This window comes from Nocardia sp. 852002-20019_SCH5090214 (assembly GCF_001665865.1).
GTDB classification, from domain to species: Bacteria; Actinomycetota; Actinomycetes; order Mycobacteriales; family Mycobacteriaceae; genus Nocardia; species Nocardia nova.
Map to the genome: position 1 here is coordinate 152,796 of NZ_LZMK01000449.1, position 25,787 is coordinate 178,582.

The following is a 25,787-nucleotide window of genomic DNA, read 5'->3' on the forward strand; positions in this document are numbered from 1 at the left end:
GTCCGACGGCGATTCGGACTTATCCGATTTCCGCGAGTGGCGGTGCTTGCGCGGGACGCTTTCAGCGTGAGTTGCGACGGCCCAGCGGCACCCGCAGCACCGCGTCGGTGCCGATATCGGCGCCCGGATGCAAACCGATCGAGCCCCCGAGTTCCGCGGTGACCAGAGTGCGCACGATCTGCAATCCCAGCCGATCGGAACCCTCCAGGCTGAATCCCTCCGGCAACCCGCGCCCGTCGTCGCTGATGATGACGTCCAGCCAGCGCGCCGAACGCTCGGAACGTATTGTGACAGTTCCGTTTTCGCCGGCATCGAAGGCGTGCTCGATGGCGTTCTGCACCAATTCGGTCAACACCATCACCAACGGGGTCGCGCGTTCGGCGGAGAAAACTCCCAGCGAACCGTCGCGGCGGACCTTGATGCGGGCGGTGTGCACGGTCGCCACATCGGCCATGATCGGCAGCAGGCGATCCACCACCTCGTCGAGGTCGACCTCCTCGTCCACCGACATCGACAGCATTTCGTGCACGGAGGCGATGGAGGTGACGCGGCGCACCGATTCGGTGAGCGCCACCCGGGCCTCCTCGTTCTCGGTGCGGCGGGCCTGCAGGCGCAGCAGCGCGGCGACGGTCTGCAGGTTGTTCTTCACCCGGTGATGGATCTCGCGGATGGTGGCGTCCTTGGACAGCAGCGCCCGGTCGCGGCGCTTGACCTCCGTGACATCGCGGACCAGCACCGCGGCCCCCGCCAGTTCACCGTGCGGGCGCAGCACCAGCGTGCGCAGCAGCACCGTCGCACCGCGGGCCTCGACCTCCATCCGCCGCCCCGATTTGCCGGCCAGCGCGGCCTGGATGTCGCTGACGACCTCCTGCGCGTCGAACGGATCGGTGATCAGGGAACGGGTCGACTGGGCCAGATCCTGTCCGGCCAATTCGCTCTGCAGGCCCATGCGGTGATACGCCGACAGCGCGTTCGGGCTGGCGTAGACGACCGACCCGTCGGTGTCGAGACGGATGAAGCCGTCCCCGGCGCGCGGACTGGAATGTGAGCCGGTGCGGTCCTCCAGCGTCGGGAAGGTGCCGTCGGCGATCATCTGGCACAGATCGTCGGCGCAGCTCATATAGGCGTGTTCGAGGCTGCCGCGGACCTTCGAGCGCTGCATATCGGTATCGCGGCCCAGCACGGCGATGACGTCGGTGCCGCAGCGCACCGGAATACCCTCGCGGATGACTCGTGCGGGGGTCGGGTGGTAGACGCCGGCGGATTCGCCGTCACCCTCCACACGCACGATCTCGCCCGAGCTCAGGGCCTGGAAGATCTGCGGATGATCCTGGCGGGAGGCCAGCGACCCGACCAGATCGTCGGGCTGAACCGTCGGGGCGGTCGTGGGCCGGCACTGGGCGACGCACACCACATCGGCACCGTCGGTCACCGGGCCGATGCCGACCCACAGTTGCAGATCGGCGAACGACAGATCGGCCAGCAGCTGCCAATCCCCCACTACGCGCTGCAGATGATCCACCGCCGCACCGGGGAGATCGGTGTGTTCGGCGAGCAGATCACTAAGAGTGGACACGGGAACAAAGGCTACGGCACGCGCCCGCGGGCCGAAGTCGTGTCGCGGCCGAAGCTACGAGATGACGGCGATCAGATCGCCCTTCTGGAGGACATCGCCGGGTTTCACATTGATCGAGGCCACGGTTCCGTCCGACTCGGCCACCACCGGGATCTCCATCTTCATCGATTCCAGCAGGACCAGGGTGTCACCCTCATGCACCGCCGCACCCTCCTGCGCGACGATCTGGAAGACGGTCGACACCATCTCCGCGAGCACTTCCTCAGCCATGACACCCTTCCGGTCGATCGGCCCGTATCCGCTGACGGTACAGCCAACCACATCCGTACCGAGAGCGTTCGATCGCTCGAAAGATACCGGGCCGTAGGCGCTGTCGCGCCGGCTATGCGGTGGCGCTCACCGTGACCCAGGTGTTGTTGACCGCGGCCGTGCCGGACAGCGGGTCGACCAGCGCCGGGTCGTGGAGGAGGTTGACATTGGCGCCCGGGAGGGAGGCGGCGACCCGCCAGCCCACGCCGGGTTCACGGTGGCCCCAGCCGTGCGGGATCGCGACCGTGCCGGGGCGGATATCGTCGCCGACCTCGAGGGTCACCACGATCGAACCGCTCGGCGAGGAGACCGTGACCGGTTCGCCGTCGGTCAGCCCGCGCGCGCCGGCGTCGACGGGATGCATGAGCACGGTGCAGCGATCGCGGCCCTTCACCATGGCCGGGACGTTGTGCAACCAGGAGTTGTTGCTGCGCAGGTGGCGCCGGCCGATCAGGCGCAGATCGTATCCGTCGGCCGCGGTGCGCGGCGTGGCCGGCAGATCGGCGAGCAGCTTCGCCACCTCGGCACAGAAGTCCTGCGGCGCCAGCCGGACCTTGCGGTCGCGAGTGCCGATCAGCGTGCGCAGGCGCGGGCGCAGCGGTCCGAGATCCACACCGCCCACGGAAGCGCGCAGCTTGGTGATCGTCAGGCCCGCCCGTCCGCGGCGCAGCACGCCGTACGGACCGGCCGCGATGCCCAGGGCCGCCAACCGCAGGGGCGAGAGTCGTTCGAATACCGCGTTGAGCGCCTTGCCCGTGAGGCGTCGCGCGGGCAGCGGCACCACCTCGGTGACCAGCCGGGCCATGATCTGCCAGTCCTCTAGCCCGTCGGCCGGCGGCTCGAAAACCTTGGCGTCGTAGCGCAGGTTGTTGCGCACACTGAAGACCGGGAACAGCAGATTGACGTCCTCGCGCTCGAGCTGGGACACCGGCGGCAGGATGATGTCGGCGTGCCGAGTGGTCTCGGTGACGTACATGTCCACGGCCACAAAGAAATCCAGCGATTCCAGCGCCGCGTCGAGGCGCCCGCGCTGCGGCGTCGACAGCACCGGATTGCCGGCGTAGGTGACCATCGCCCGGATCTGCCCGCGGCCCTCGGTGAGAATTTCGTCGGCCAGCGCCGCCACCGGCAGTTCGGATCGGAAGGACTTGTAGCGGCCCGAGCGATCGGTCCACGCCCCGTGCCCCATCGGCAGGTATTTGGCGTACCGGGCGGCGTCGACCGGCGCGGTCGCGAACATCTGGCCGCCCGCCCGGTCCAGATTGCCGGTCACCGCGTTGATCGTGTTCACCAGCCAGTGCGTGAGCGTGCCGGTCACCTGCTGACACACCCCGATCCGCGCGTAGAGCACGGCCGAGCGGGCCGCGGCATGGTCGCGGGCGAAACCGCGGATGGTCTCGGCGTCGACACCGGCGTGCGGGGCCGCGAGTTCGGGAGTGCACTGCGCGACGGTCTCGCGCAGCTCGTCCCAGCCCGTGCAGCGCGCGCGCACCGCCCGCTCGTCGCACAGCTTCTCGTCGATCAGCACATGGAGCACGGCCAGCAGCAGGTAGACGTCACCACCGGGGACGACCGCGATGTGCTGGTCGGCCAGCCGCGCGGTCTCGGTGCGGCGTGGATCGATCACCACGACCGTGCCGCCGCGCTCCCGCACCCGCTTGATGCGCTGTTTGGCGTTCGGCATGGTGGTCACCGACCCGTTCGACACGGCCGGATTGGCCCCCAGGATCACCAGCCGGTCGGTGCGATCGATATCGGCGACCGGCATGAGGACATTGGATCCGAACATCCGCCAGGCCGCGAACTCCTGCGGGAACTGATCGATCGACGAGGCGGAGAAGAAGTTGCGGGTCAGCAGCGCCACCCGCAGCAGCACGCCGTACAGCACCGAAGAACTATGTGCCGCAGGGTTTCCCAGATACATGCCGATCGCGCTCGGACCGTGTTCGGAGCGGATCTCGCGCAGCCGCTGCCCGATCTCCCGGAACGCCTCGTCCCATCCGATCGGCTCGAACCGATCGCCGACTCGGCGTACCGGTGTGCGAAGCCGGTCCGGGTCGTGGTGCAGTGCACCCATCGCCGTGGCCTTGGGACAGATATATCCCTGGGACAGCACATCGTCGGGATCTCCCTCGATCCGGACGACGCGGTCGTCCTCGACGGTGACCCGGATTCCGCAGTGCGCCTCACACAGGGTGCACTGCCGAGAAACAATGCGAGTATCCATGGCACATCCTCTCAGCGCGGCATCTCGCAGCGTACCGGCGCCCGCGGCATCGGTACAGCCCCGCCGGATCGGCGCTACCGCCCGCGGATCTCGTAGAGCAGGGTGCGGCCGTCGCGGACGACCGTGCGCACGGATTGCCGGTAGGTCGTGTGACCGCCGTCCGGCCGGTATTCCTCGATATCCACATCGAACAGCTCCGGCTCGCGCGTGGTGATGTGGACGCAGTACGTGGTCCCGACCGGGATCACGGTGTCGATCGCCTGCTGCAGCCCCACAGCGGGAGCGACGTTGACGGTATCCGGCGCGACGAAGGCCTGGGCGCGCTCGCCGCTGCGCTCGGTGTAGTACGAATATTCGAATCCCAGAATCGAATTCGGCCCATCGGTGACGCCACCGGCCCCGTTGCCCACCACGATGCCGTCGTGCGCCTCCGCTGGGCAGGCCGGAGTCTGTGGCCCAGAAGCGGGGGCGGACGTTTCGGCTGAGCCGGCCGGAGCGGAGGTCGTCGAGGTCACGATCGCGGCGGCGGTACCCGGCTCCTTTCGCGTGGCCGTGACGGCCAGCGCGATTCCGCCACCGGCCAGCGCGAGCACGACGACTGCAGCCGATGCGGCGATCCACCATTTGCGGCCCCGGGGCCGGCGCGGCGGACGCGTGGCCGGGCCCAGTGCGAGCTGGATGGCATCGGGATCGATCGCCCATTCCGGCGACTCGGGCGGGCGCCGGACGATCCGCGGCGGCGAGGCCGCGGGACGCGAATCGCGCAACGGAGGCGGCTGCGGCGGGCGGGGCGGCGAATACCAATCGGCGGAGCCCACCGGCGGCCCGAACGGTTGCGGCGCGTGCCCGGGCGGCCGGTTGGATTCAGAACTCATCACATCCCTCACGCCCGCTGCTGTCCCGCGGGGAAGACGATGCCAGCACTTGCCCCGGCGCACAACCGGAAGCCGCTCCCAGCAGTGGGAGGCACTACTTGCAATTCACGAGCGATCTTGGCTATCGAACCGACTCGGGCGCGCTCGCGGCAATCATGCGGATAACGCATCGGCTATGACACTGCCGGACCGAAATAATGCGCGATAGCTATTACCGTACGGAAGGGTGCGGACGACTCGGTGGCGCCGCCGGAATCTGCGCCGGCGGTCGCGGTCCCGGTTCGACGGAGTTCTCGCCATTCATCGCGGCGGTTGCGGGCATTATTCGAAGCCCGCGCATCACCGCGTCGGATATGCCGACCACCACCGCCGTCTCGGTCGACGCGACGGTAGTATCCGCCGCAGAAAGAATTGTGCGGACCTATTCTCCATCGCCCGCGCAATGTCCGGTCAGGAGTAATTCATGACGACGAAAACGAGCCGCGATACGAGCAGCGCTCCGCACGTCACCGCCGAACAGCTGAGTCCGCGCGATGCGGTATTCGTCTACGACGAGTTCGAGCGGCATCCGTCGAATATCGTCGCCGCCTATGTGTTCGCCGGCGCGACGGACGCGGCCGGATCGGATGGACGAGCGGTGAGCCGGGCACAGGTGCGGGCCTGGATGCGGGAGCGGCTCGGCTACGCACCGCTGTTCCACCGCCGGCTCGAACGCGTACCGGGCGATGTCGACCTGCCGTACTGGGTCCCCGACTCGGGCTTCGACATCGACCATCACGTGACGATCGAGGAACGTGCGTCGTGGCCCTGGGACGAGGTGCGCGGTCGCTTGGCCGAGATCGCCGTGGCCCGTATGGATCTCACCCGTCCGCCGTGGGAACTGCACCTCTTCGACCGCGTACACGGCTTTCCCGAGACCACCGAGCCGGTGACGATCGTGGTGCTGAAGTTCCATCACAGCGTCGGCGACGGTGTGGCCACCCGCGAACTCGAGCGGAAACTGTTCGGCGCCGCGGACACTCATCCGCCGCTCCCCACGATCGATCGCCGCTGGTCGCAGCCCTCCGCGCTGCTGCGCGCCGCCGCCGTCACGCCGTATCGGTTCGCACGTTTCGTCTCCGGCGTGGCCCGCACGCGGGCGGCGGCCCGCACGGTCCAGGCGGAGGTCGCGGAAAACGCGCTCCGCGAACCGATTCCGCTGCGCCCCGCCACCCGCTTCAATCGCCGCATCGGCGCGACACCCGCCTTCGATCTCGTCACCCTGCCGCTCGCACAGGTCAGGGCGGCGAAAGCGGCCTCCGCCGAGCGCATTACGGTCAACGACCTGCTGTTGGCCGTCGTCTCGGGCGCGCTCTCGGCCTATCTCACCGAGCAGAGCGAAACCCCGTCCGCGTCCTTGAGCGCGATGGTGCCGATCTCGATGCGCGGACTCGCCCGGTGGAATTCGGCGAATCAGCTGTGTCAGATGTCGGTGGACCTGCACACCGATCTCACCGATCCGCTGGAACGGCTGCGCGCGATCCGGCAATCGGCCCAGGACGAGAAGCGGCGCTGGGCCGACCCGGCGGTGATCGTGCGCGAGAGCCGGATGCAGACCTCACCCGCCTGGCTGTTGCGACTGGCCGGATGGGCTCGCGCGCAGCGGGTTTTCGACAACGTCGACACAGTGCCGCTGTCCAACACCACCATCAGCAATGTGCCGCCGGTCGCGGACCGGCTGGAATTTCTCGGCGCACCGGTGATCAGCGCCTTCGGCGTCCTCCCGATCATGGACGGCGACGGCCTGCGGCATCTGATCACCTCCCAGGGCGATCAGGTGGTGATCGCGGTCAGCTCCGATACCGGCATGCTCCCGGATCCGGCGCGGTACGGCGAACTGCTGCTGCGCTCGTTCCGCGAACTGAGTGAACGGCTCACGACACAGGGGTGATGGCCGCGCGGCGGCGCGGAGCGGCTCAGTTCGCGCCGATGGCCGCGGCCATCATCGGCCACGATTTGTGCAGGTCGTCCTGCCAATAGCCCCACGAGTGGGTTCCCGCCGGGTGGAAGTTGTAGGTGATGTCCGTGCGTCCGAGTTCCCGGGTGCGCTCGGCGAGTTTGGCCGTGCAGTAGTTCGCCGCCGATTCGATACCGCCGCCGAGGAGAACCTGATTCGCCAAAACCCCGGTGTCGGCCCGCACGCTCGGGTCGGCGAGACTGTCGTGGCGGCCGGGAAGTCCGCTGGCACTGGAGATGTACATCGGAATTCGCGGCAGCCGGTCAGCGTGCAGATAGGGGTCGTGCGCCTTCCAGCCCTCACCACCGACCGGTCCCCACATATTCGTCGCATCGCCCTTGCCCAGGCTGATCACCAGGCTGACGAACGACTGGCCGATCGGATCGCTGGTCATCGCACAACCGCTGTACGCGGAGACGCTCCGATAGAGCGCGGGCGCCTCGATCGCCAGATCCAGCACCGAGGTACCGGCCATCGAGATGCCGGCCAGCGCATTGGCGCCGGTGGTGCCGAAGGCCGAATCGATCACGGGCGGAAGCTCTTCGGTGAGGAAAGTGGCCCACATGTTCCGGCCGTTGTTCTTCAACTTCTTCGCCAGGCCGGGGTCGTCGCGCTGCCAGTCGGTGTAGTAACTGAACGCGCCCTCCATCGGAATCACCACGTTGACGTTCTTGTCGGCGAAGAAGTCCGCGGCATCGGTCTGCGCCAGCCAGGTCGCGGCGTCCTCGCCACCGCCGGCGCCGTTGAGCAGATACAGCGTGGGCGCCGGGGTACCGGCGTCCTTCGCACGCAGCACTTGCAGCGGGATGTCGCGATCCATCGACGGTGAGTGGACGCTGATCTGGAGTACACCTCCAGGACCTGTGGTTTCGCTGACGACGTGCGCCGCCGGCGCGGCCGAGACGGTCGGTGCGACCGACGTCCACAGCAGGGCGGCCGCGCCGAGATATGCCACCAGACAGGCGATCGCGCGCACCACGCCGCTCCTCGTACCGCTCGACACCACTACCACCTCTACACACCACTGTGGGGGCGCACCCGGTTCGAGTGAGCCCCCACAATCGACAACTGGACTACTTTCCGGCGGCCGGGGTACCACCGCTGAGGGTGATGAGCGCATTCACGATGGTGGTTCCGACGGAACCGGCGCTCTGTGAGCCCATTCCCAGAATGTCGATGAGCGATCCCATTTCTTTCTCCTAAATATCCGTGCATCGAGTCACCGCGCGCAACTCGATGAATACGAGCGGTTACGCCGAATTACTTGACGATGCTTCCGAGCGAGCCGAGGAAGGTCTCCCACAGTCCGTCTCCCGCAACTGCGGAGCCCAGGGCCGGAATCAACGCGGTAAGCAAGTCGCCCATCGAACCCATCGATGAATCTCCTTTGTGAGCGTGTTCAATCGCCTCTCAGTCGCCGGAATCACGCCTGAGAGTTATCAGTCACGGCCGGTACCGGTTAGTGACCGAGGCAACATATCAAGCGTCCACTTTTCAAGCAAGCACCTCCTCTAAAACCGGAAGCAGCCTTCCCGCTCGTTTGTAGCTAACTTTCGGCAACTTCCGGCCGGAATCGGTTACACCGAACCGGACCAGGGTCCGCGGCGCGAACCGCCCACCGCCCGGCGAGTTACCTTGCTCGACAACACGTTTCACTTCCGGCCGGAAGTTTCACCTCACGCGGAACCGGGTAGGGAATTGTGCACGCACCACATCGCCCGACGGGCTCGACAGCTCTTCGAGACCCTTCGTTTCGCTAGGAAATTTTTTTCGAAACCTCGCCGGAGACCCGTCACACCCGGGAATCGGGCTCATAACGCTGCGCGAGACCGGTGATCCCGGCCGCGCGGACGGTGTGCGATGATCATGGCGAACAGCTCGGACGGCCGGCCGCTTCCTCGTCGCGGAGGCCAAAGTTGTTCTCTCCATGAGCTTTTCCTGGTCAACAGACCGAGTGCTAGTGCTCGACCCTCACCGATGCCTGCCCGGCCGAACGCTGTCCACAGCTGCGTCGTCGCCCTGGGTTTGCCGCGCCGTTACGCCGTGTCGACTCGTCATGTCTCCGGCCTGCCCGCGGAGCCGCATCGGCTGTACGTCGGATTTCGATCGACCATCGAAAGGACTTTGGCACGTGACATATTCGGATTCGGCGCAGGCCGCGGACGCGATCCTCGAACTGACCGACGACTTCTACCAGGACCCGCACGCGGTCTACCGGGAACTCCGGGCCCGCGGTCCGATCCATCGCATCCGGCTGGACGGGGTGGTGGGCTGGTTGGTGGTCGATCACGAGGTCGCCAAGCAGGCCTTCCTCGAGCCCGGCATCAGCAAGAAGATCGGGTCACCGGAGGGGCAGGCCGTGCTCGCGCGGAACGGCGCGGTCGACCGGTTCAACGGCGCGATCAACGACAACATGCTGTTCGCGGATCCGCCGCAGCACACCCGCCTGCGCAAACTCGTGACGAAGGCTTTCACCGGCCGCGCCGTCCGGGAGCTGGGTCCCCGCATCACCACCATCGCGGACGAACTGCTCGCGGAGATCGGCACCCGCGATCGGGCCGACCTGCTGGACGCCTATGCCTTTCCCCTACCGGTCGCGGTGATCTGCGAACTGCTGGGAGTACCGGACGACGACAAGCACGACTTCCGCGCGTGGACAGCGGTGGTCGTCAACGATTCCGCGCCGATCGAGGAGCGCACCACCGCGGGCATCAGCTTCTTCAGCTATATGACGAAGCTGATCGCCGCACGCACCGACAGCCCCGGAGACGATCTGCTCTCGGAACTGATCATCGCCAAGGAGGACGGTGACCAGCTGGACCAGAGCGAGCTGATCTCGATGTTGTTGCTCCTGCTGGCGGCCGGGCACGAAACCACGGTCAATCTGATCGGCAATGCGGTCTACGAGATGCTGCGGAATCCGCGCATCGCCGAGCGGCTGCGGGCCGAGCCGGAAACTGTTCCGGCCTACGTCGAGGAAATTCTGCGCAGCCAGGGGCCGGTGCACCTGGCCACCGCGCGCTACACCACCCGGCCGATCGTGCTGGGCGGCCGGGAGATAGGCGCCGGCGAATTCATCCTGATCTCGCTCGCGGCCGCCGACCGCGATCCGGACCGCTTCACCCACCCGGATCGGGTCGACGTCGATCGTGCGGACAATCGGCATATCGCATTCGGGCACGGCATCCACTTCTGTCTCGGCGCCGCACTGGCCCGGACGGAGGCCACCATCGCGATCAACCGGCTGCTCGACCGGATTCCGGAGCTGTCCCTCGACCCCGAGTACGGGGAACCGATCTGGCGTAGGAGTCTGCTGATTCGCGGGCTCACGGCGCTGCCGGTGAGCATGGTGCCGGCGAACGAGCCGGAGTTGGAGTTCTCGGCGGTGTGATCGGCGGATGACGCCGGGCGGCCGGTCGGCCGCCCGGCGTGCGCCTCACCGTCGTCGCACCACGATCACCGGGCATTCGGACGACTGCAACAGGGCATGGCCGGTCGAACCGAGCAGCATTCCGGTGAATCCGCCGCGGCCGTGGCTGCCGACCACCACCAGCTGGGAATGTTCGGATTCGGCGAGCAGCGCCCGAGCCGGCCGATCGGCCCAGACCACCGGCCGCACATCGACATCCGGATACTGTTCCCGCCATCCGGCCAGACTCTCCGAGAGAGCGGCGCGCTCCGATTCGCGCACTGTGTCCCAGCCGGCCACCGCGACCTCGGGCAGGCTGATATCGCTCCACGTATGCACGGCGATCAGCGGCACCTTCCGCCGCGACGCCTCGTCGAAGGCGACGCCGATCGCGGGTTCACTGTTCTCGGTGCCGTCGACGCCGACCACCACCGGCTTCGCCGCGGTCACCATGTCGGTCGCGGAATTTCCGGGAATCACCGCGACCGGGCAGTGTGCCCGCTGCACCACCGCCGAACTCACCGAACCGAGCAGCGCCCGCCGGACGGCGCCGCGCCCGCGACTGCCGACGACCACGCGGTAGGCCCGTTCCGACCGTTTGATCAGGGTCGGGATGATCGGATCGAACACCAGCTCGGCATTGATCTCCAGCGGCCCCTCGACCAATCCGGCGATCCGGCGCGCCTCGGCGACGATGCGCTCGCCGTCCTCGCGCACCCAATCGGCGCCACCGGTCCATACTTCCGAGCCGAAACCGGTCGGAAGCGTGGCCGAGGTGACGATGTCCAGACGCCGCCCGTGCATGACGGCATCGACCGCGGCCCAGGCCACCGCCTGATAGGAGATCTCCGAGCCGTCGACGCCGACCACGATGGGCCGGTCGGGTTCGTCGGCGGTATGCGCGTCAGCTGATTCCGTCATAGTGGCTCCACTTCGTCTCGGCGAGCGGTATCCGCGCCGAGATTACCGGGGAGAGCGGGAGGCAGCATCGTTCGTTCCGAATGAACGGCGGATTCGCGGGCGCACAGGCTGATGGGATCACGCCGTCGCAGGCATCGAGTACCGTCAACTCAGCAATTTTTCAGCGCACAGCGTCGCGCTTCCCGCCACGACCGCCGAACCGGCGAGTTGCGCGCAGGTATCGATATGCAGACAAGTTGAGCCACAATGATTCCGGCGCGGTGGTCGGCCGTCACACGGCACGGATATGTTGGACCCATGTCTCGCGATTCCACACCGACCAAGATCGCCCGCAATCGCCGGGCACGACACGGTCCGCTGGTGGTCGTCGCGGCATTGGCCTCGATCGCGGCCGCGACCGTCGGCGCGTCGGCGGACCCCACCGGCGCGACGGCCGTACCGGAGGGGCAGGCGTTCTACGACGCACCCGCCGAGGCGATCGCCGGACCGCACGGCTCGGTGATCCGGGCCCGCAGTATCACCGGTGATCCGGGCCTGCCCGGGGCGCGGAATCTGCTCGTTCTCTATCGCTCGGTGGATCTGCAGGGCCATCCGGTCGCCGTCTCGGGAACCCTGGCGGTGCCCGGCGGCACACCACCACCGGACGGTTGGCCGCTCATCTCGTGGGCGCACGGCACCACCGGGGTGGCCGATATCTGCGCACCCTCGCGCGACACCGGTCCCGACTACCCCGACCACGACTACACCGCGCAGGTGCGCGACGTACAGCAGCGCTGGCTCGCGGCCGGATACGCGGTGGCACAGACCGATTATCAAGGGCTCGGCACCCCGGGCCCGCACGGGTACCTGATCGGCACCACCGAGGCCCGCGCCGTGGCCGATATGGCCCTGGCCGCCCGTGAACTCGACGCATCGATCGGCACGCGGTGGGCGGCGATCGGCCACTCACAGGGCGGCCAGGCGGCCGTCTTCACCGATGCGCAGGCCCGCGCCTGGGCGCCCGGACTCGATCTGCGCGGTGTGGTGGCACTCGCCCCGGCATCGCAGGTGGAATTCGGCATCGGAGCGCAGCGGGTGGTGAGCACGGTCGGGGCGGGTGAAGTCCTCGCCGGCACGCTCGGCAACTCGAATGCGTTCCTGCCGTTGCTGATTCGCGGCGCGCAGACCGCCGAGAACATCGATCCGTCCCGCTTCCTGACCCCGCGCGCACTGAGCCTGCTGCCCGAGGCCGACACCGGATGCCTCGGCTCCTTGCGCGCACCGGACAGCTGGGGCGGCCTGCCCGCCGATGCGGCGTTCAGCCCGCTCGGCGACGCCGCACCCCTGCTCCGCGTACTGACCGACAACGACCCCAGCACCCAGCGCGTCGACGTACCGCTGCTGGTGTTGCAGGGCAGCGCCGACACGACGGTGCCCCCGCGCGCGACGGATGCGATGGTCGCCCGCTTGCGCCTGGCCGATCAGCAGGTCACCTATCGGACCTACCCCGGCGTCGACCACCGCGGCATCCTGCAGGCATCACTTCCCGACGCCCTCGCCTGGGTCGACGCGCGCTTCACCTCCTGAACCCGCACGCGAATTCGGCTCGGCTCCACGTCGTTCGGACACCCGAGCCGTCGCCACCGTCTATTTCCCGGCGTACATCTCTCGCATGTTCTTTCCCATGAGGGCGACGGCTGTCCTGCGCGGCAGAATTCGGGACAGCAGTGTGCCGTTGAAGCGGTTGGCCCGGCCGGGAATCACCGAGGGTTGTCTGCCGAGTGCGGCCAGGCCCGCGGCGACCACCGGGGCGACCGGCATCACCTTCGGGGAATTGCGGACAGTGCGCGGTTGGTCGGCGCGGTAGCCGGGGGTGTCGGTGGGGCCGGGAACGACCGCGACGACGTCGACACCGTGCGGACGCCATTCGTCCCACAGTGATTCGGCCAGATTCAGCGTCAACGCCTTGGTGCCCGCGTACGAGGCGTACATGGGGGTGCCGAGCAGGCCGGACATGGAGCTGAGCAGGATCACCCCGCCGCGGCCCCGTCCGATCATCGGCGGCACGAATCGGTGCAGGACGGTCATCATCGCGGTCACGTTGATGTCGATCGTCTTCAGATGCCGTTCCAGCGGTGTGTCCAGCCACATGCCACAGACCGAGAGCCCGGCGTTGTAGACGACCAGGCCGAGTTCGACGTCGTCGACCAGCAGCGCCACCGATTCCAGCACCTCCGGCGCGGTGATGTCGCCGGTGACCGCGTGGGTGCGGATTCCGTAGCGGTCGGCCAGATCCGTTGCCAGCGTGTCGAGTTCGTCCTTCTCCAGCGCGACCATGACGAGGTTCAGGCCGCGTTCGGCGAGCTGACGGCAGAATTCGGCCCCCAATCCCAGCGCGGCACCGACCACCAACGCCCACGGCCCGTACCGCTGCGGAAAGCTCATCTGCTGTCTCCTCGACCTCGATCAGAAACGGGTGCGAGTCCGATCATTGCATCCAGGAGACGAACTCGCCTCCGGCGCGGTCCCGAGGCGCCGGCCGGGCCTTCGCGATCCGCCTGCGCGACAACCGGTTCAGGTGCGGGCGGGCAGACTTTCCCAGCCGCGCACGGTCGAGGTCGGCGACAGCCGCGCCTGCGACATATCGACCTCCCACTCCGGGAACCTCTTCAGGATCTCCTCGAGTGCGATGCGACCCTCCAGGCGCGCCAGCGCCGAACCCAGGCAGAAGTGGGTGCCGACGCTGAACGCCAGATGCGGTTGCGGCGCGCGCCGGATGTCGAAAACGTCTCCGTCCGGGGCGAAGTGGCGGTGGTCGCGGTTCGCCGCGCCGATCAGGAACATCAGCACCGACCCCTCGGGCACCTTCTGCCCGTAGTACTCGACCTCGCGGGTGACGTAGCGGCAGGTGTGCGGAGCTGGCGATTCGAAGCGCAGCAGTTCCTCGATCGCCTGCGGGACGAGCGCCGGATTCTCGACCAGCAGCCGGCGCTGGTCGGGATGATCGGCGAGAACCTTTCCGGCCCAGCCGATCAGGCGGGTGGTGGTCTCGTTCCCGGCGCCGGACACCACATTCACGTACATGAGCAGTTCGTCGCGGGTGAGACGGCGCTCGGTGCCCGTCTCGTCGACGAATTCGACGTTGAGCAGTTCGGTCATGATGTCGTCGGAGGGATGTTCGGCGCGCCAGTCGATATAGGGGCCGAAGATGTCGCCGGACACCATGCCCTCGGAGGCGGCCTTCATCGGCTTGCCCTCCTCCGTGCGCATCTGCTCGTTGGCGAAATCGCGGATGGCCTCCTGATCCTCTTCCGGGATGCCGAGCAGCATGCCGATGGTCCGCATCGGCATCCGGGCGCCGATATCGGCGATGAAGTCCAGGCGGCCGGTACCGACCAGCGGATCGAGACTTTCGGCACAGAAGTCCCGCACCTTCGATTCCAGCGCCTTGATCTTGCGCGGCGTGAACATCCGGGAGAGCAGTTTGCGGTGGATCGTATGCACCGGCGGATCCTCGAAAAGCAATACGCCGGACGGTATTTCGATATTCGCCTTGATGAGCTCCAGGATCGCGCCGCGGCCGGAGATGAAGGTGTCCTTGTCGATCAGGCCGGCGTTGACGTCCTCGAATCGGCTCAGCGCGTAGAAGTCGTGCTCGGCGTTGTAGTAGAGCGGCAGCTCGTCGCGCAGGCGCTTGAACATGGGATAGGGATCGGCGTTGAGTTCGACGTCGTACGGGTCGTAGTGGACGTCACTGGCCGCGCTGATGGTCACTGGTTCACCCCTTGCGGAAATCTCCGGAATGCGGCTCGGCCGCGGACAGGCACACGGGCAGGCGGCTGCGGACCTCGGGTCATGACGCCTCCCTCCACCGTGAGAGAAGGATATTCTCTAAAACTGGGAATGACAATCCCGCAGGTTACATGCAGATCCCGCTATATCTAGGGCGTTCGCTGCGCGTCGCAGGTAGAGTAAGGTTCTCAACGCGTGGAAGTATTGTTCTCGCAGGTCTGCCAGCCACCGGCCCGACGAACGGAGCGCGCAGTGACGTCCGGAACCCACCCCTCGCCGCCGGATACCGGTGATGTCTCCGATCGCGATCTGCTGCTGGCCGCCGCCGAAGCCGAGGCCGAGGCCGAAGCCGCCGAGGCGGTGGCAGCCGCTGCCCGCGCCCGAGCTCGCGCGGCCACGCTGCGCCGTCGCGCCGGATCCGCCGCACCGGCGAGCACACACCCGAACGCGAACGACACGCCGGACAGCGACGACCCCGCACCTGGCCCGCAAGACGATGGGTCGGAAGACAGGCGAGCCCGGCAGCCCGCGACAGCCGCCGAGCGGACCCTCGACGATGACCATGTCGACGCGGCTACCGATCTCGAGCCCGAGTCGGATCTCGAGCCCGCCGCAACGAACGATCCCGGCTCGGAGCCCGAGGAAAGCAGACGCCACAAGAGACCACGGCTGGGGGCCGTTCGGCATATCCGGCGGCGCACGGCCGGTGCGGCGGTCGCGGCGATCGTCCTGTGCGCCGGACTGGGCAGCAGCGGATACATGATGTGGCGGCATCACGATGTGACCGCGAAGCAGCATCGTGAGGCGGAGTTCGTGGCGGCGGCGCGGCAGGGCGTGACCACGCTGACCTCACTGGATTTCAATCATGCCGCCGATGACGTGAAGCGCGTGCTCGACGATTCCACGGGTGCCTTCCGCAACGATTTCCAGTCGCGCGCAGACGATTTCGCCAAGGTGATCCAGCAGTCCAAGGTCGCCACCCAGGGCAGGGTCGACGCGGCCGCAGTGCAGTCGATGACCGACGACTCGGCGGTGGTCCTGGTCGCGGCGACCTCCGAGGTCACCAATTCGGCCGGCGCGAAACAGGAACCGCGCGCCTGGCGGTTGAGCGTCACCGTGGAACGCGTCGACGGCCAACTCAAGATGTCGAAAGTGGAGTTCGTCCCGTGAGCACATCCTCCGATTCCCGGCCCGAGCACATCGACGAGCGCGAGACCGGCGCGAACACCGAAACGACCGGAGCGCCTGCGCCTTCCGAGAAGGGCGCGCGGAAGCTCCCGCGCCCGCGTGCGGCGCTGACCTGGGTGCGCGGCCATCGCGCCGGGGTGGGGGCCGGGCTGCTCGGCGGACTCGCCGCGGCCTCCGTGGTGGCGGCGACCAGCCTGTACTTCACGCAGTACCGCCCCGATCAGCAGACCGACGACGACGCTCAGCGCGCGGCGATCGCCGCCGCCTCGAACGGCTCGGTCGCGATTCTCTCCTATGCTCCCGATACCCTCGACCACGATCTCACCGCCGCGAGGTCCTTCCTGACCGGAGACTTCCTCACCTATTACGGGCAGTTCACCCAGCAGGTGGTCGCGCCGGCGGCCAAGCAGAAGGCGGTGAAAACCTCAGCTGCCGTGGTGCGTTCGGCGATCGAGCAGATCCGTCCGGATTCGGCCGTGGTGCTGGTGTTCATCAATCAGACCACCACCACCTCCGACAAGCCCGATCCGTCGATGACCTCGAGCAGTGTCAAGGTCTCGCTCTCGCACATCGACGGCAAGTGGTTGATCTCGTCCTTCGATCCGGTGTGAGTCCGCACCGCGAGCGAGGTAGGCGTCGAATTCAGTGCGCCACCATGTCTTTCCAGCTCGCCGGGCGGGTACCGGCCAGATCGTCCTGCCGATACATCCTTCCGTCCGGCGCCAGGTAGTTCCCGGTGCGCGGGTCGTAGTGGGCGAAGCCCACCGACGGTGCGGTGGTCGAGCGCGATGCCGCGGGCGCGTTCAACCCGGGAATCCTGGGCAGCTCGATCTGCGGCAACTGCGGCAGGGGAACTCCCGGTGCGGCCGGTGCGGGTGGCGGCGCGTTCCACCGCGAATCCGGCGGGATGCCTTGTGCTTCCAGATTCGGATCGCGCGGATACGGTCCCACCACCGGCTGGTCCGGCGCCACCGGTTCGTACTCCTGGTCGCTGTTGCAGATCTCCGCTGTCGGCGCTCGCTTTCCCGGTTTCCCGGCACACGGGAAATTGCGCGCGCCGCGGACCGCGACGGGCGAATCCTGTGGCAGCTTGCAGTACAAGCCGTCGGGGGTGTCGATGGTGGTGGTGTCCGACGGCGGCCGCCATGCCGACGGCGGCAGGAAGCCGACCGTACAGGCCGGCGGATCCGAGACCCCGCTGATCCGGAAGTCTCCGGGTCCCAAGCCCTGTGCGTTCTTCGTGGGTTGTACCGCCTGCACGATCGAGACCTCGGGCGGCAGCAACACCAGCACCTGTTCCACCCCGGCGTGATAGGTCACGCCCAGCTGCGCGACCGAGGTCAGATTCGACAGGAGCACGGGCAGTGTGAGCTTCACCGAATCCAGAAGTTTCGTCGCCTCCTGCGCCGCACCCGGCCCGGTGTTCAGCAGCGTCCGGACCTGCTCGTCGTCGGTGGCGATCTGTCCCGACACTCCGGCCAGGCTGCGCGCCCAGATCCGGATCGCGTCGGCCGAGCGGTCCTGCGAGTCCATCAGCGGCTCGGCCTTCGCCAGCAGGTCGCGGGTGGTGTCACCGGTCCGGTTCGCATCGGCGGCCACGGTCGAGGCGGAGTTCAGCAGTGACTGCAGGTCGTATCGGGCGCCGTTCACGCCGGTGAACACCTCGTCGAGCATGTCGTGCAGCCTGTCCTTGGGAATGCTGCCGACCAGAGTGTCGAGTTCGTCGAGCATCGGCCCCACCGGTTGCGGAACGGTGCTGTCGCGCACGTCGATCACGGATCCGTCGTGCAGATACGGCGGTGCGTCGGTGCGCGGTTGCAGATCGACGTACTGCTCGCCCACCGCCGACACGCTGCGCACCTGCGCCCGCAGATCCGCGGGGATCTTGTGCCCGCCGTCGATGGACAGGGTCGCCTTCACCCCGTCGTCGGTCAGATCGACGGAGGTGACCTTGCCGATCTGAACGCCGCGATAGGTGACATTGCCGAATCGATACAGCCCGCCGGAGGTCGGAAGTTCCAGCGTCACCTTCATGGTGCCGATACCGGCGAGGGTCGGCAGCCGCATGTACTGCACGGCCATCGACACCATGCCGATCACGGCCAGGATCGAGAAGATCACCAGCTGCGCTCGGACGAATCGGGTGAGGATCATCGGCCGCCTCCGTTCGGGTCGGGCGGGTTCACCAGCGCACCCAGCGGGTCGTTGGTCTGGGTGCCGTAGCCGGGGTCGCCGACCATCGCCTGCAGCACGGCGTTCGGGTCACCCAGCGGGGTGCCGAGCAGCAGTTCGCGCCGCAACCGCGGCACGGTGAGGTCGATGGTGGCGAACAGATTGACGTAGTCGCCGCGGATACCGTGGTCGATGCCGTATTGCCCGTACGGGAACACGGTGAGGAAGGAGACCGCGCCGTCGATCTTCGACCCGACGTCGGCCAATTCCCGCAGGGTCGGTTCGAGGTTGTGCAGATTCGTGAGCAGATCCGACTGCACCTGCGAGATCACCCCGGTCGCGGTGTCGCTGAAGGTGCGCAGCTTGTCGAGTGCGGTGGTGATCTTCGGCCGCTCGGTGAGCAGCACCTCGAGTGCGGGGCCGACCTCGCGCAAGATATCGCTGACCGTATCCCGTTGCTGGGCGAAGGTTTCCGCCATCCGGTTCAGCCCGGTCACGGTGGCGAGCAGATTGTCGCGCTGCTGATCCAGCACGGTCATGAACGCGTCCAGGCGCGGGATCAGATCGTGGATGGCGCCCTCACGACCGGAGAACGCGGCATCGAGATTGTGGATGATGTCGTTGATCTGCCCCATCCCGCCGCCGTTGAGCACCACCGACAGCGACGCGAGGGTCTGTTCGGTCGACGGATAGGTCGAGGTCCGGTTCAGCGGTACCGTCGCCCCGGGCTGCAGGCGCCCGCTCGGCGCCTGTCCGGCCGGCGGATTCAACGCCAGATGAGTCGAGCCGAGCAGACTGGTCTGGCCGATCGTCGCCGCCACATTCGCGGGCACGACCACATCCGGCTTCACCGAGACGTCCACGACGGCGTGCCAGCCGTGCACGGTGATCGACCCGACGCTACCGACCACCACGTCGTCGATCATCACGGGCGAATTCGACACCAGCGTCCCGACATTCGCCATCTCGACGTGATAGATCGCGGCGTCCGCACCGCGACCGGGGGCGCCGGGCAGCGGCAGCGAATCCACGCCGTGCCAGCCACATCCGGTGACGGTGACCAGTGCGCACGCGCACAGGACGAGCAACCGCGCGATCATGACGGTGGCCTCCCCCAGGGCTGGAGCAGTTCGGTGACCGATGTCGGCGCCGACGGGCCGGGCTGCTGTCCGACGATCTTCGGCACCAGGTCGGGTTCGCTGTAGATCACGTTGTTCGGGTCCGGCGCCGGCCCGGTCACCGGGCTCACCGGGAACGGCAGATAGTTGAAACTGAGCAGGGGCAGAATCGGCCCCAGATACTGGCGGCACTTCTCCCCCGATTCGGCGGCCGTCGCGTTCTCGATACTCGCCACCCCGGCGCAGATGAACTGCATCGGATTGGAGAAATTGTTGAGCTCGAAAACCCCTGCCTCCGTGCCGGTGTCGGGGTTGTAGATGTGATAGAAGTTCGCGATGCTGTTCGGCGCGATATGCAGCAGATTCTCCAGATCCGCGCGATGATCCACCAGATTCTGGGTGACATTCGCCAGCCGCTGCACCTGCTCGCCGGCCTTCGCGCGGTTCTCGGAGACGAACCGCTGGACCTCACCGACCGCGACCGACAGTTCGCGCAGGGCCGCGTCCAGATCGGACTTGCTGTCGTCGACGACGCTGGACAGTGTCGCCAGCCGATTCTCGAACTCGACGATCTGGGTACTGCTGCCCTTCAGCGCGTCCACGAACGTCTGCAGATTCTGCAGGATGTCGACGATATTGCCGCTGCCGTCGGCCAGGATGCGCCCGACCGCGGACAGCTGGGCCAGCATCTGCCGCAGCTTCTCCCCGTTCCCGTCGCTCAGTGCGGCGGCGGTGCTGTCGACGAACCGGCCCATCGAACTTCCCGCGGCGTCGCCGCCCGGGCCCAAACCCGTTGCCAGCTTGGTCAATTGCGTCTTGATCTCGTCCCATTCCACCGGCACCGCGGTGCGCTCGACCGGGATCACCGCACCGTCGGCGAGCGTGGGGCCGCTGGTTCGATAGGCGGGAGTCAACTGGACGTAGCGGGCCGCGACCAGGCTCTGTGCCACGATCACCGCCTCAGCGCCGGCGGGCACCCGAATGTCGCGGTCGACGGCGAGCACCATCCGGGTCGTCGTGCCCTGCGGCCGGATCGATTCGATATGCCCCACCTTCACCCCCGCGACGCGCACGTCGTCGCCGGGATAGATCGCGGTCGCGGTGGTGAATATCGCGGTGAAGTGCTTGGGTCCGAACAGTTCTCGATAACCGATCACGCCTCCGGTCACCACGACCGCGACGATCACCACGGCACCGACGATCCGGACCATCCATCTCGTACTCATCGCGGCGGCTCCGGATGCGGTAGCGGGAACTGGGCCGGCGGGTTCACGCCGAACGCCCGGTCGATGAAGGGCTGAATATCCTGGCCGTCGATCAGATTGGCGACGTAGGCGTTGTAGAAGCGGCCGCCGGAGACTGCTTCACCCTGGGTCAGAGCGACTTTCGCGTATCCCGGGATGGCCTTGCCGATATTGTCGCGATTCTTCTCGAGCATCGCGGCGATCGAGTTCAGCCGATCCAGTGTCGGCCCGAGCGCGGCCTCGTTGTCGGCGACCAGGCCCGACAACTGCTTCGCCACCGCCGAGGTGTTGGCGAGCAGGTCGACGATTTCCTGGCGACGCTGCGCGAGCACGTCGACCAGCGCATTCGCGTTGAGAATCAGCGTATTCACCTGCTCGCTGCGCTGGGCGAGCACCGAGGTGACCGTGCCCGCGCCGGTCAGCAACTGCCGTAGCGATTCGTTGCGGCTGTTGATCGTCTTGGACAGCTGTGTCAGCCCGTCGAATGCCGGGCCCACCTGCGGTGCGATCTGATTCAGCGTCGAGGACAGCATGTCGAGGGAGCGGTTGAGTGAATCGATGTCGATCGCCGAGGTCTTGGTGCTCAGATCACCGACGGCATCGGTCAGAGAATACGGCGAGGAGGTTCGCGAGGCCGGAATGGTGTCGAGTGAGCGCATCCGGCCGGTTCCCGCGGAAACGACCGTGAGGTCGCGTTTCCCCAGCAGCGAACTGGTCTTGATGTGCGCCGAACTGTCGGCGCCGAGCCGGATGGTCGAGTTCACCGAGAACACCACCAGCGCATCCCCGTTGTGCAGCACCACCTTCTGCACGGTGCCGACCCGCACGCCCGAGACGATCACGTCGTCGCCGACCGCCAGTCCGGCGGCCTCGCCGAACAGCGCCTGATAGCGCACGGTGGTGCCCCATGCCATGAACTTCTGCGACTGCAAGCCGATGAGGATGACGCAGACCATCACCACGATCCCGACCAGTCCGGGACGTAACAGATGAGCGCCGCGATAATGCAGCATCTACGGTGCACACCTCCCCGTCTCGGTTTTGATCCAGGGCAACTGGACGACCTGCCCGGACGGATCGCTGACTCGGATGGTCAACGCGCACACGAAGTATTGGATGAAGTTGCCGTAGGAGCCGGTCCGCACCATCTTCCGGAAGTTCTCCGGCGCCCGCTGCAATGCGTGGTCCACCTTGTCCTTGCCGTCGTCCACGGCGGGTGCCAGCCGCGCGAGCTGTTCGACGCTGTCGGCCAGGGGAGCTCGGCTCTGCGTGAGAAGATCTGCGACGGAAGCGGTTCCGCGGTCCAGTGCGTCGATCGCGGAGCCGATCGGATCGCGGTCCTGCGACAGCTGGGTCACCAGTTGCTCGAGGCGGCCGATGGCATCGGAGAACTGGGTGCCGTTGCTCGCCAGAGTCTCCATCACCTGGTTCAGGTTGTCGATCAGCTTGCCCACCACATCGCTGGTGTCGGCGAGCCGGGAGGAGAAGGAGGCGGTCTTGGTCAGCAGCGAATCCACCGTGCCCTCCTGCCCCTGCACGATCTGCACCAGCGACCAGGTGAGCGAATTGACCTCCTGGGCGTTCAGTCCCTGCAGCACCGGTTTCAGGCCGCCGAGCAGAAGATCGAGATCCAGTGCGGGCGTGGTGCGTTCGAGCGGAATCCGCGCACCGGGCCGCAGGGTCGCGGTGGATCCCGGACCGTCGGTCAGTTCGAGATAGCGGTCGCCGACGAGGTTCAGATAGCGGATGGCGGCCTTGGTGCCCCCGGTGAGCACGATGTCGCGGTCGGCGTCGAAGGTCACCACAACCCGCTGATCCGGGCGCAGCGTCACCCCTTGCACCCGGCCCACCTCGACGCCGGCCACCCGCACACTGTCTCCGGAGCGCAGTCCCGACGAGTCGGTGAATTCCGCCGAATAGCCGTGGGTCGAACCGGTGCGGTACTGACCGAAGACCAGGACGAGGAATCCGGAGAGAACCACCATCACCACCGCGAAGGCGCCGAATTTCAGCAGCGGCGTATCCCGTTGTCTCATCGCGGACCTCCGGCGGCGGGATCGACGGCCCCGAACAGCACGCTCTGCAGCAGATCCGGATTCACGCGCAGGGTCCGGTTGGTATTCGGGAACGGGACGGCGCCGTCGTCGACCACCACGAACTTGGGCTTGCCGTTGTAGGGCACCGGCAGCACCGAACACTGCGGGCCACCGGATGCGGCGACCTTGGGCAGATCGCGCGGATATCGGTACGGTTCGGCGCCCCACAGGAAATTGACCGTCAGTCCCATGCCCGGAACCTGCACCGGTTTCACATTGTCCATGTAGTCCAGGCCCTCGATCGAACATTTCAGCGCCGGTGCGTATTCGGCGGCCAGATCGGTGGTGGGTACCAGCAGGTGCAGCATCGAGGCCAGCGGCGCGCCGTTGTCGCCGAGCACCTGGTTGCCGACATCGGCCAGGCCGATCGCATTGACCAGCAGCGCATCCAGATTCGCTTGTTCGTCCACCACGGTCCGGCTGATCGTGGCGGCATTGCGCGCGGTGGACAGCAGGTCCGGCGCGGCATCGCCGTAGGAGGCGGCCACATTCGGTCCGGCCGCGATCCCGTGACTCAGCGAGGGCAGAGCCGGCTCGATCTTGGCCAGGAACGAGTCGAGATCGGTCAGCATCTGCCCGACCTGTTCGCCGCGGCCGTTGGTCGCACCGGCGATCGCGCCCAGCGTCTCGTTCAGCTTCTCCGGTTCGATCTGCCCCAGCACCGCGGTCAATCGTTCGAAGATGGTGTTGATCTCGACCGTCACGTGCCGGGAGTCGAAGATCTGGCCGGCGTGGATCGAGGACGCGGATTTCTCCGCCGGCGGCAGGAATTCGACGAATTTGGCGCCGAACACGGTGGTGGAGGCGATGTCCACGGTCACATTCGACGGAATGCGTTTCACCTGATCGGCGTCGATCGCCAGCTGGATCGCGGCGAGCCCGTCGGGCCGCTCGTCCACCGCGGCCACCCGGCCCACGGCCACTCCGCGCATCTTCACCTTCGCGTCGGGGTACATGACCAGGCCCGCACGCGGTGACAGGACGGTGACCCGCACGGTGTCGGCGAATCCGCCGCGGAACATGACCACCGCCAGAGCGACCACCCCGGCGATCGCGGCGATCGACAGCAGACCCACGATCGGACGTAAAATGCTGCGCAACACGGCTTCTCCCCTAGCCCGACAGGTTGAAGTTGCCGTTGGAGCCGTAGATGGCCAACGAGACCAGCAGGGTTACCGAGACGACGGCGATCAGCGAGGTCCGCACCGCGTTGCCGACCGCGGTACCCACGCCGGACGGCCCGCCGGCGGCGAAAAAGCCGAAATAGCTGTGTATCAGCAGAATTGTCAGTGCCATCAGGATCGCCTGCACGAACGACCACACCAGATCGAGCGGATTGAGGAAGGTGGTGAAGTAGTGGTCGTAGAGCCCCGAGGACTGGCCGAGCAGGAAGACGGTGGTGACCCGGCTGGCGAGGAAGGAGGCCACCACCGCGAGTGAGTACAGCGGCGTGATCGCGATCATCCCGGCCACGATGCGGGTGCCGACCAGATAGGCGATCGGCTCGATCGCGATGGATTCCAGTGCGTCGATCTCCTCGTTGATCCGCATGGCGCCCAACTGCGCGGTGGCTCCCGCGCCGAACGTGGCCGCCAGTCCGATGCCGGCCACCACCGGCGCCGAGATGCGCACGTTGATGAAGGCCGACAGGAATCCGGTCAACGCCTCGATGCCGATATTGCCCAGGGAGCTGTAGCCCTGCACGGCGAGGGTGCCACCGGTGGCGAGGGTGAGGAATCCGACGATCACCACGGTGCCGCCGAAAACCGCCAAAGTGCCGGAGCCCATGCTGAATTCGGCGATGAGCCGGATGGTCTCCTTCTTGTAGCGCCACGCGGCGAACGGAGCGCCGAACAGCGCCCGCACGTAGAAGAGCGTGTGATCGCCGATGCTGCCGAGGCTTTTCACCGGCCGGCGCGCCCGCCGCACGGCACGCGGATATCTCGCTTCCAGTACCACAGCCGTTCCCCCTCATCTGGCCGTCATCTGAATGCCGATCGCGGTCACGACGACATTGATCACGAACAGCGCCATGAAGGCATAGACCACGGTTTCGTTCACCGCGTTGCCCACGGCCTTCGCGCCACCGGAGACGATCAGCCCGCGATAGCAGGCGATGAGCCCGGCGACGAGGCCGAACAACAGCGCCTTGACCGCCGAGATCACGACTTCGTTCAGCCCGGTCAGCAGGGTGATGCCGTTGGCGAAGGCACCGGGGTTGACGTTCTGCACATAGACGGAGAAGACGTAACCACCGGCGATGCCGATGATGCAGACCAGACTGTTCAGCAGCAGCGCGACCAGTCCCGAAGCGAGCATGCGCGGAGTGACGAGGCGCTGCACCGGATTGATGCCGAGCACCTCCATGGCGTCGATCTCCTCGCGGATGGTCCGCGAGCCCAGATCCGCGCACATCGCGGTCGCACCGGATCCGGCCACGATCAGCACGGTCACCATGGGACCCACCTGGGTGACCGCGCCGAATGCCGCGCCCGCGCCACTGAGGTCGGCCGCACCCAGTTCGCGCAGCAGAATGTTGAGGGTGAAGCTCACCAGCACGGTGAACGGAATCGCCACGAGCAGGGTCGGAATCAGCGATACCCGGGCCACGAACCAGGACTGCTCCAGGAATTCGCGGGTCTGAAAGGGGCGACGGAAGGCGAACTTCACCGCATCGGCCGACATGGCGAACAGTCCGCCGATGGTCTGCAGTCCGCCCGCCGAACGGCGGGACATACTCCGGGACCAGCCCGGCAGAGTTATCGCCATGCCGCCACCTCCCGGAACCCCGCTACGTCGCGACAACCTGGCGGAAATCGCATTCTCGGTTTCGATAATGCTACATCCGCGAGACAAGAACGCAATAGCTATTGCGAGTAGGTAGC

21 protein-coding genes are annotated in these 25,787 nt (G+C 67.0%); 5 read left to right on the plus strand and 16 right to left on the minus strand.

What is annotated here, in order from left to right:
* Nucleotides 1-61: 61 nt before the first annotated feature.
* From A5780_RS38370 to A5780_RS38385, 4 genes are all read right to left on the minus strand, one after another.
* Complete coding sequence (locus tag A5780_RS38370) at nucleotides 62-1,576, minus strand: sensor histidine kinase (RefSeq protein WP_063010261.1); 1,515 nt, start codon at nucleotides 1,574-1,576, stop codon at nucleotides 62-64.
* Between the two features lie 54 nt (nucleotides 1,577-1,630).
* Nucleotides 1,631-1,846 (minus strand): biotin/lipoyl-binding carrier protein, encoded by a 216-nt coding sequence (locus A5780_RS38375; RefSeq protein ID WP_062963647.1) that lies wholly within the window; start codon nucleotides 1,844-1,846, stop codon nucleotides 1,631-1,633.
* 112 nt (nucleotides 1,847-1,958) lie between these two features.
* Complete coding sequence (locus A5780_RS38380; protein WP_064911465.1) at nucleotides 1,959-4,112, minus strand: molybdopterin oxidoreductase family protein; 2,154 nt, start codon at nucleotides 4,110-4,112, stop codon at nucleotides 1,959-1,961.
* A gap of 74 nt (nucleotides 4,113-4,186) precedes the next feature.
* Complete coding sequence (locus tag A5780_RS38385; protein ID WP_156769778.1) at nucleotides 4,187-4,987, minus strand: hypothetical protein; 801 nt, start codon at nucleotides 4,985-4,987, stop codon at nucleotides 4,187-4,189.
* 463 nt (nucleotides 4,988-5,450) lie between these two features.
* Between A5780_RS38385 and A5780_RS38390 the strand changes: the two genes are divergently transcribed.
* Nucleotides 5,451-6,917, plus strand: a complete 1,467-nt coding sequence (locus tag A5780_RS38390; protein ID WP_064911467.1) for a wax ester/triacylglycerol synthase family O-acyltransferase — start codon at nucleotides 5,451-5,453, stop codon at nucleotides 6,915-6,917.
* Between the two features lie 25 nt (nucleotides 6,918-6,942).
* Here A5780_RS38390 and A5780_RS38395 read toward each other — a convergent pair whose 3' ends face one another.
* Nucleotides 6,943-7,986 (minus strand): alpha/beta hydrolase family protein, encoded by a 1,044-nt coding sequence (locus A5780_RS38395; protein ID WP_231983228.1) that lies wholly within the window; start codon nucleotides 7,984-7,986, stop codon nucleotides 6,943-6,945.
* A 1,128-nt stretch (nucleotides 7,987-9,114) separates the two neighbouring features.
* Here A5780_RS38395 and A5780_RS38400 point away from each other — a divergent pair.
* On the plus strand, nucleotides 9,115-10,374 hold the full coding sequence (locus tag A5780_RS38400; RefSeq protein WP_063010254.1) for a cytochrome P450: 1,260 nt from the start codon (nucleotides 9,115-9,117) through the stop codon (nucleotides 10,372-10,374).
* 45 nt (nucleotides 10,375-10,419) lie between these two features.
* On the opposite strand, the gene A5780_RS38405 is transcribed toward A5780_RS38400, so the two are convergent.
* A complete protein-coding gene (locus A5780_RS38405; protein ID WP_030516013.1) occupies nucleotides 10,420-11,313 on the minus strand; it encodes a universal stress protein in 894 nt (297 codons plus the stop codon).
* A gap of 297 nt (nucleotides 11,314-11,610) precedes the next feature.
* On the opposite strand from A5780_RS38405, the gene A5780_RS38410 reads away from it, so the two are divergent.
* Nucleotides 11,611-12,879, plus strand: a complete 1,269-nt coding sequence (locus A5780_RS38410; RefSeq protein ID WP_197521966.1) for a S9 family peptidase — start codon at nucleotides 11,611-11,613, stop codon at nucleotides 12,877-12,879.
* Between the two features lie 60 nt (nucleotides 12,880-12,939).
* Here the strand turns inward: A5780_RS38410 and A5780_RS38415 are convergent, their stop codons facing one another.
* Both A5780_RS38415 and A5780_RS38420 read right to left on the minus strand, forming a co-directional pair.
* Nucleotides 12,940-13,737, minus strand: a complete 798-nt coding sequence (locus A5780_RS38415) for an SDR family oxidoreductase (RefSeq protein ID WP_064903004.1) — start codon at nucleotides 13,735-13,737, stop codon at nucleotides 12,940-12,942.
* Nucleotides 13,738-13,866: 129 nt separating this feature from the next.
* On the minus strand, nucleotides 13,867-15,066 hold the full coding sequence (locus A5780_RS38420) for a cytochrome P450 (protein WP_063010246.1): 1,200 nt from the start codon (nucleotides 15,064-15,066) through the stop codon (nucleotides 13,867-13,869).
* 270 nt (nucleotides 15,067-15,336) lie between these two features.
* Between A5780_RS38420 and A5780_RS38425 the strand changes: the two genes are divergently transcribed.
* Together A5780_RS38425 and A5780_RS38430 are read left to right on the plus strand one after the other, a co-directional pair.
* Complete coding sequence (locus A5780_RS38425) at nucleotides 15,337-16,254, plus strand: hypothetical protein (RefSeq protein ID WP_064911468.1); 918 nt, start codon at nucleotides 15,337-15,339, stop codon at nucleotides 16,252-16,254.
* Entirely contained in the window at nucleotides 16,251-16,883 is a 633-nt protein-coding gene (locus A5780_RS38430; RefSeq protein WP_104363789.1) for a twin-arginine translocation pathway signal, read from the plus strand. Before A5780_RS38425 ends, A5780_RS38430 begins: the two co-directional genes overlap by 4 nt.
* A gap of 31 nt (nucleotides 16,884-16,914) precedes the next feature.
* Here the strand turns inward: A5780_RS38430 and A5780_RS38435 are convergent, their stop codons facing one another.
* Genes A5780_RS38435 through A5780_RS38470 form a run of 8 tightly spaced genes read right to left on the minus strand, consistent with a single transcriptional unit; the run spans nucleotide 16,915 to nucleotide 25,671 of the window.
* Nucleotides 16,915-18,423 carry an MCE family protein gene (locus A5780_RS38435; protein ID WP_064911491.1) on the minus strand — a complete coding sequence of 503 codons (1,509 nt, stop codon included), beginning with the start codon at nucleotides 18,421-18,423 and terminating at the stop codon, nucleotides 16,915-16,917.
* Nucleotides 18,423-19,544, minus strand: a complete 1,122-nt coding sequence (locus A5780_RS38440) for an MCE family protein (protein ID WP_064911469.1) — start codon at nucleotides 19,542-19,544, stop codon at nucleotides 18,423-18,425. Before A5780_RS38440 ends, A5780_RS38435 begins: the two co-directional genes overlap by 1 nt.
* Nucleotides 19,541-20,788 (minus strand): MCE family protein, encoded by a 1,248-nt coding sequence (locus A5780_RS38445; RefSeq protein WP_082856836.1) that lies wholly within the window; start codon nucleotides 20,786-20,788, stop codon nucleotides 19,541-19,543. Before A5780_RS38445 ends, A5780_RS38440 begins: the two co-directional genes overlap by 4 nt.
* Nucleotides 20,785-21,819, minus strand: a complete 1,035-nt coding sequence (locus A5780_RS38450) for an MCE family protein (protein ID WP_063012104.1) — start codon at nucleotides 21,817-21,819, stop codon at nucleotides 20,785-20,787. Before A5780_RS38450 ends, A5780_RS38445 begins: the two co-directional genes overlap by 4 nt.
* Nucleotides 21,820-22,842 (minus strand): MCE family protein, encoded by a 1,023-nt coding sequence (locus A5780_RS38455; RefSeq protein ID WP_064911470.1) that lies wholly within the window; start codon nucleotides 22,840-22,842, stop codon nucleotides 21,820-21,822.
* Nucleotides 22,839-24,005 (minus strand): MCE family protein, encoded by a 1,167-nt coding sequence (locus A5780_RS38460; RefSeq protein WP_231983229.1) that lies wholly within the window; start codon nucleotides 24,003-24,005, stop codon nucleotides 22,839-22,841. Before A5780_RS38460 ends, A5780_RS38455 begins: the two co-directional genes overlap by 4 nt.
* A 10-nt stretch (nucleotides 24,006-24,015) precedes the next feature.
* Nucleotides 24,016-24,861, minus strand: coding sequence for an ABC transporter permease (locus tag A5780_RS38465; protein WP_030516025.1), 846 nt, complete (start codon nucleotides 24,859-24,861; stop codon nucleotides 24,016-24,018).
* A 12-nt stretch (nucleotides 24,862-24,873) separates the two neighbouring features.
* A complete protein-coding gene (locus tag A5780_RS38470; protein ID WP_030516026.1) occupies nucleotides 24,874-25,671 on the minus strand; it encodes an ABC transporter permease in 798 nt (265 codons plus the stop codon).
* Nucleotides 25,672-25,787 lie beyond the last annotated feature (116 nt).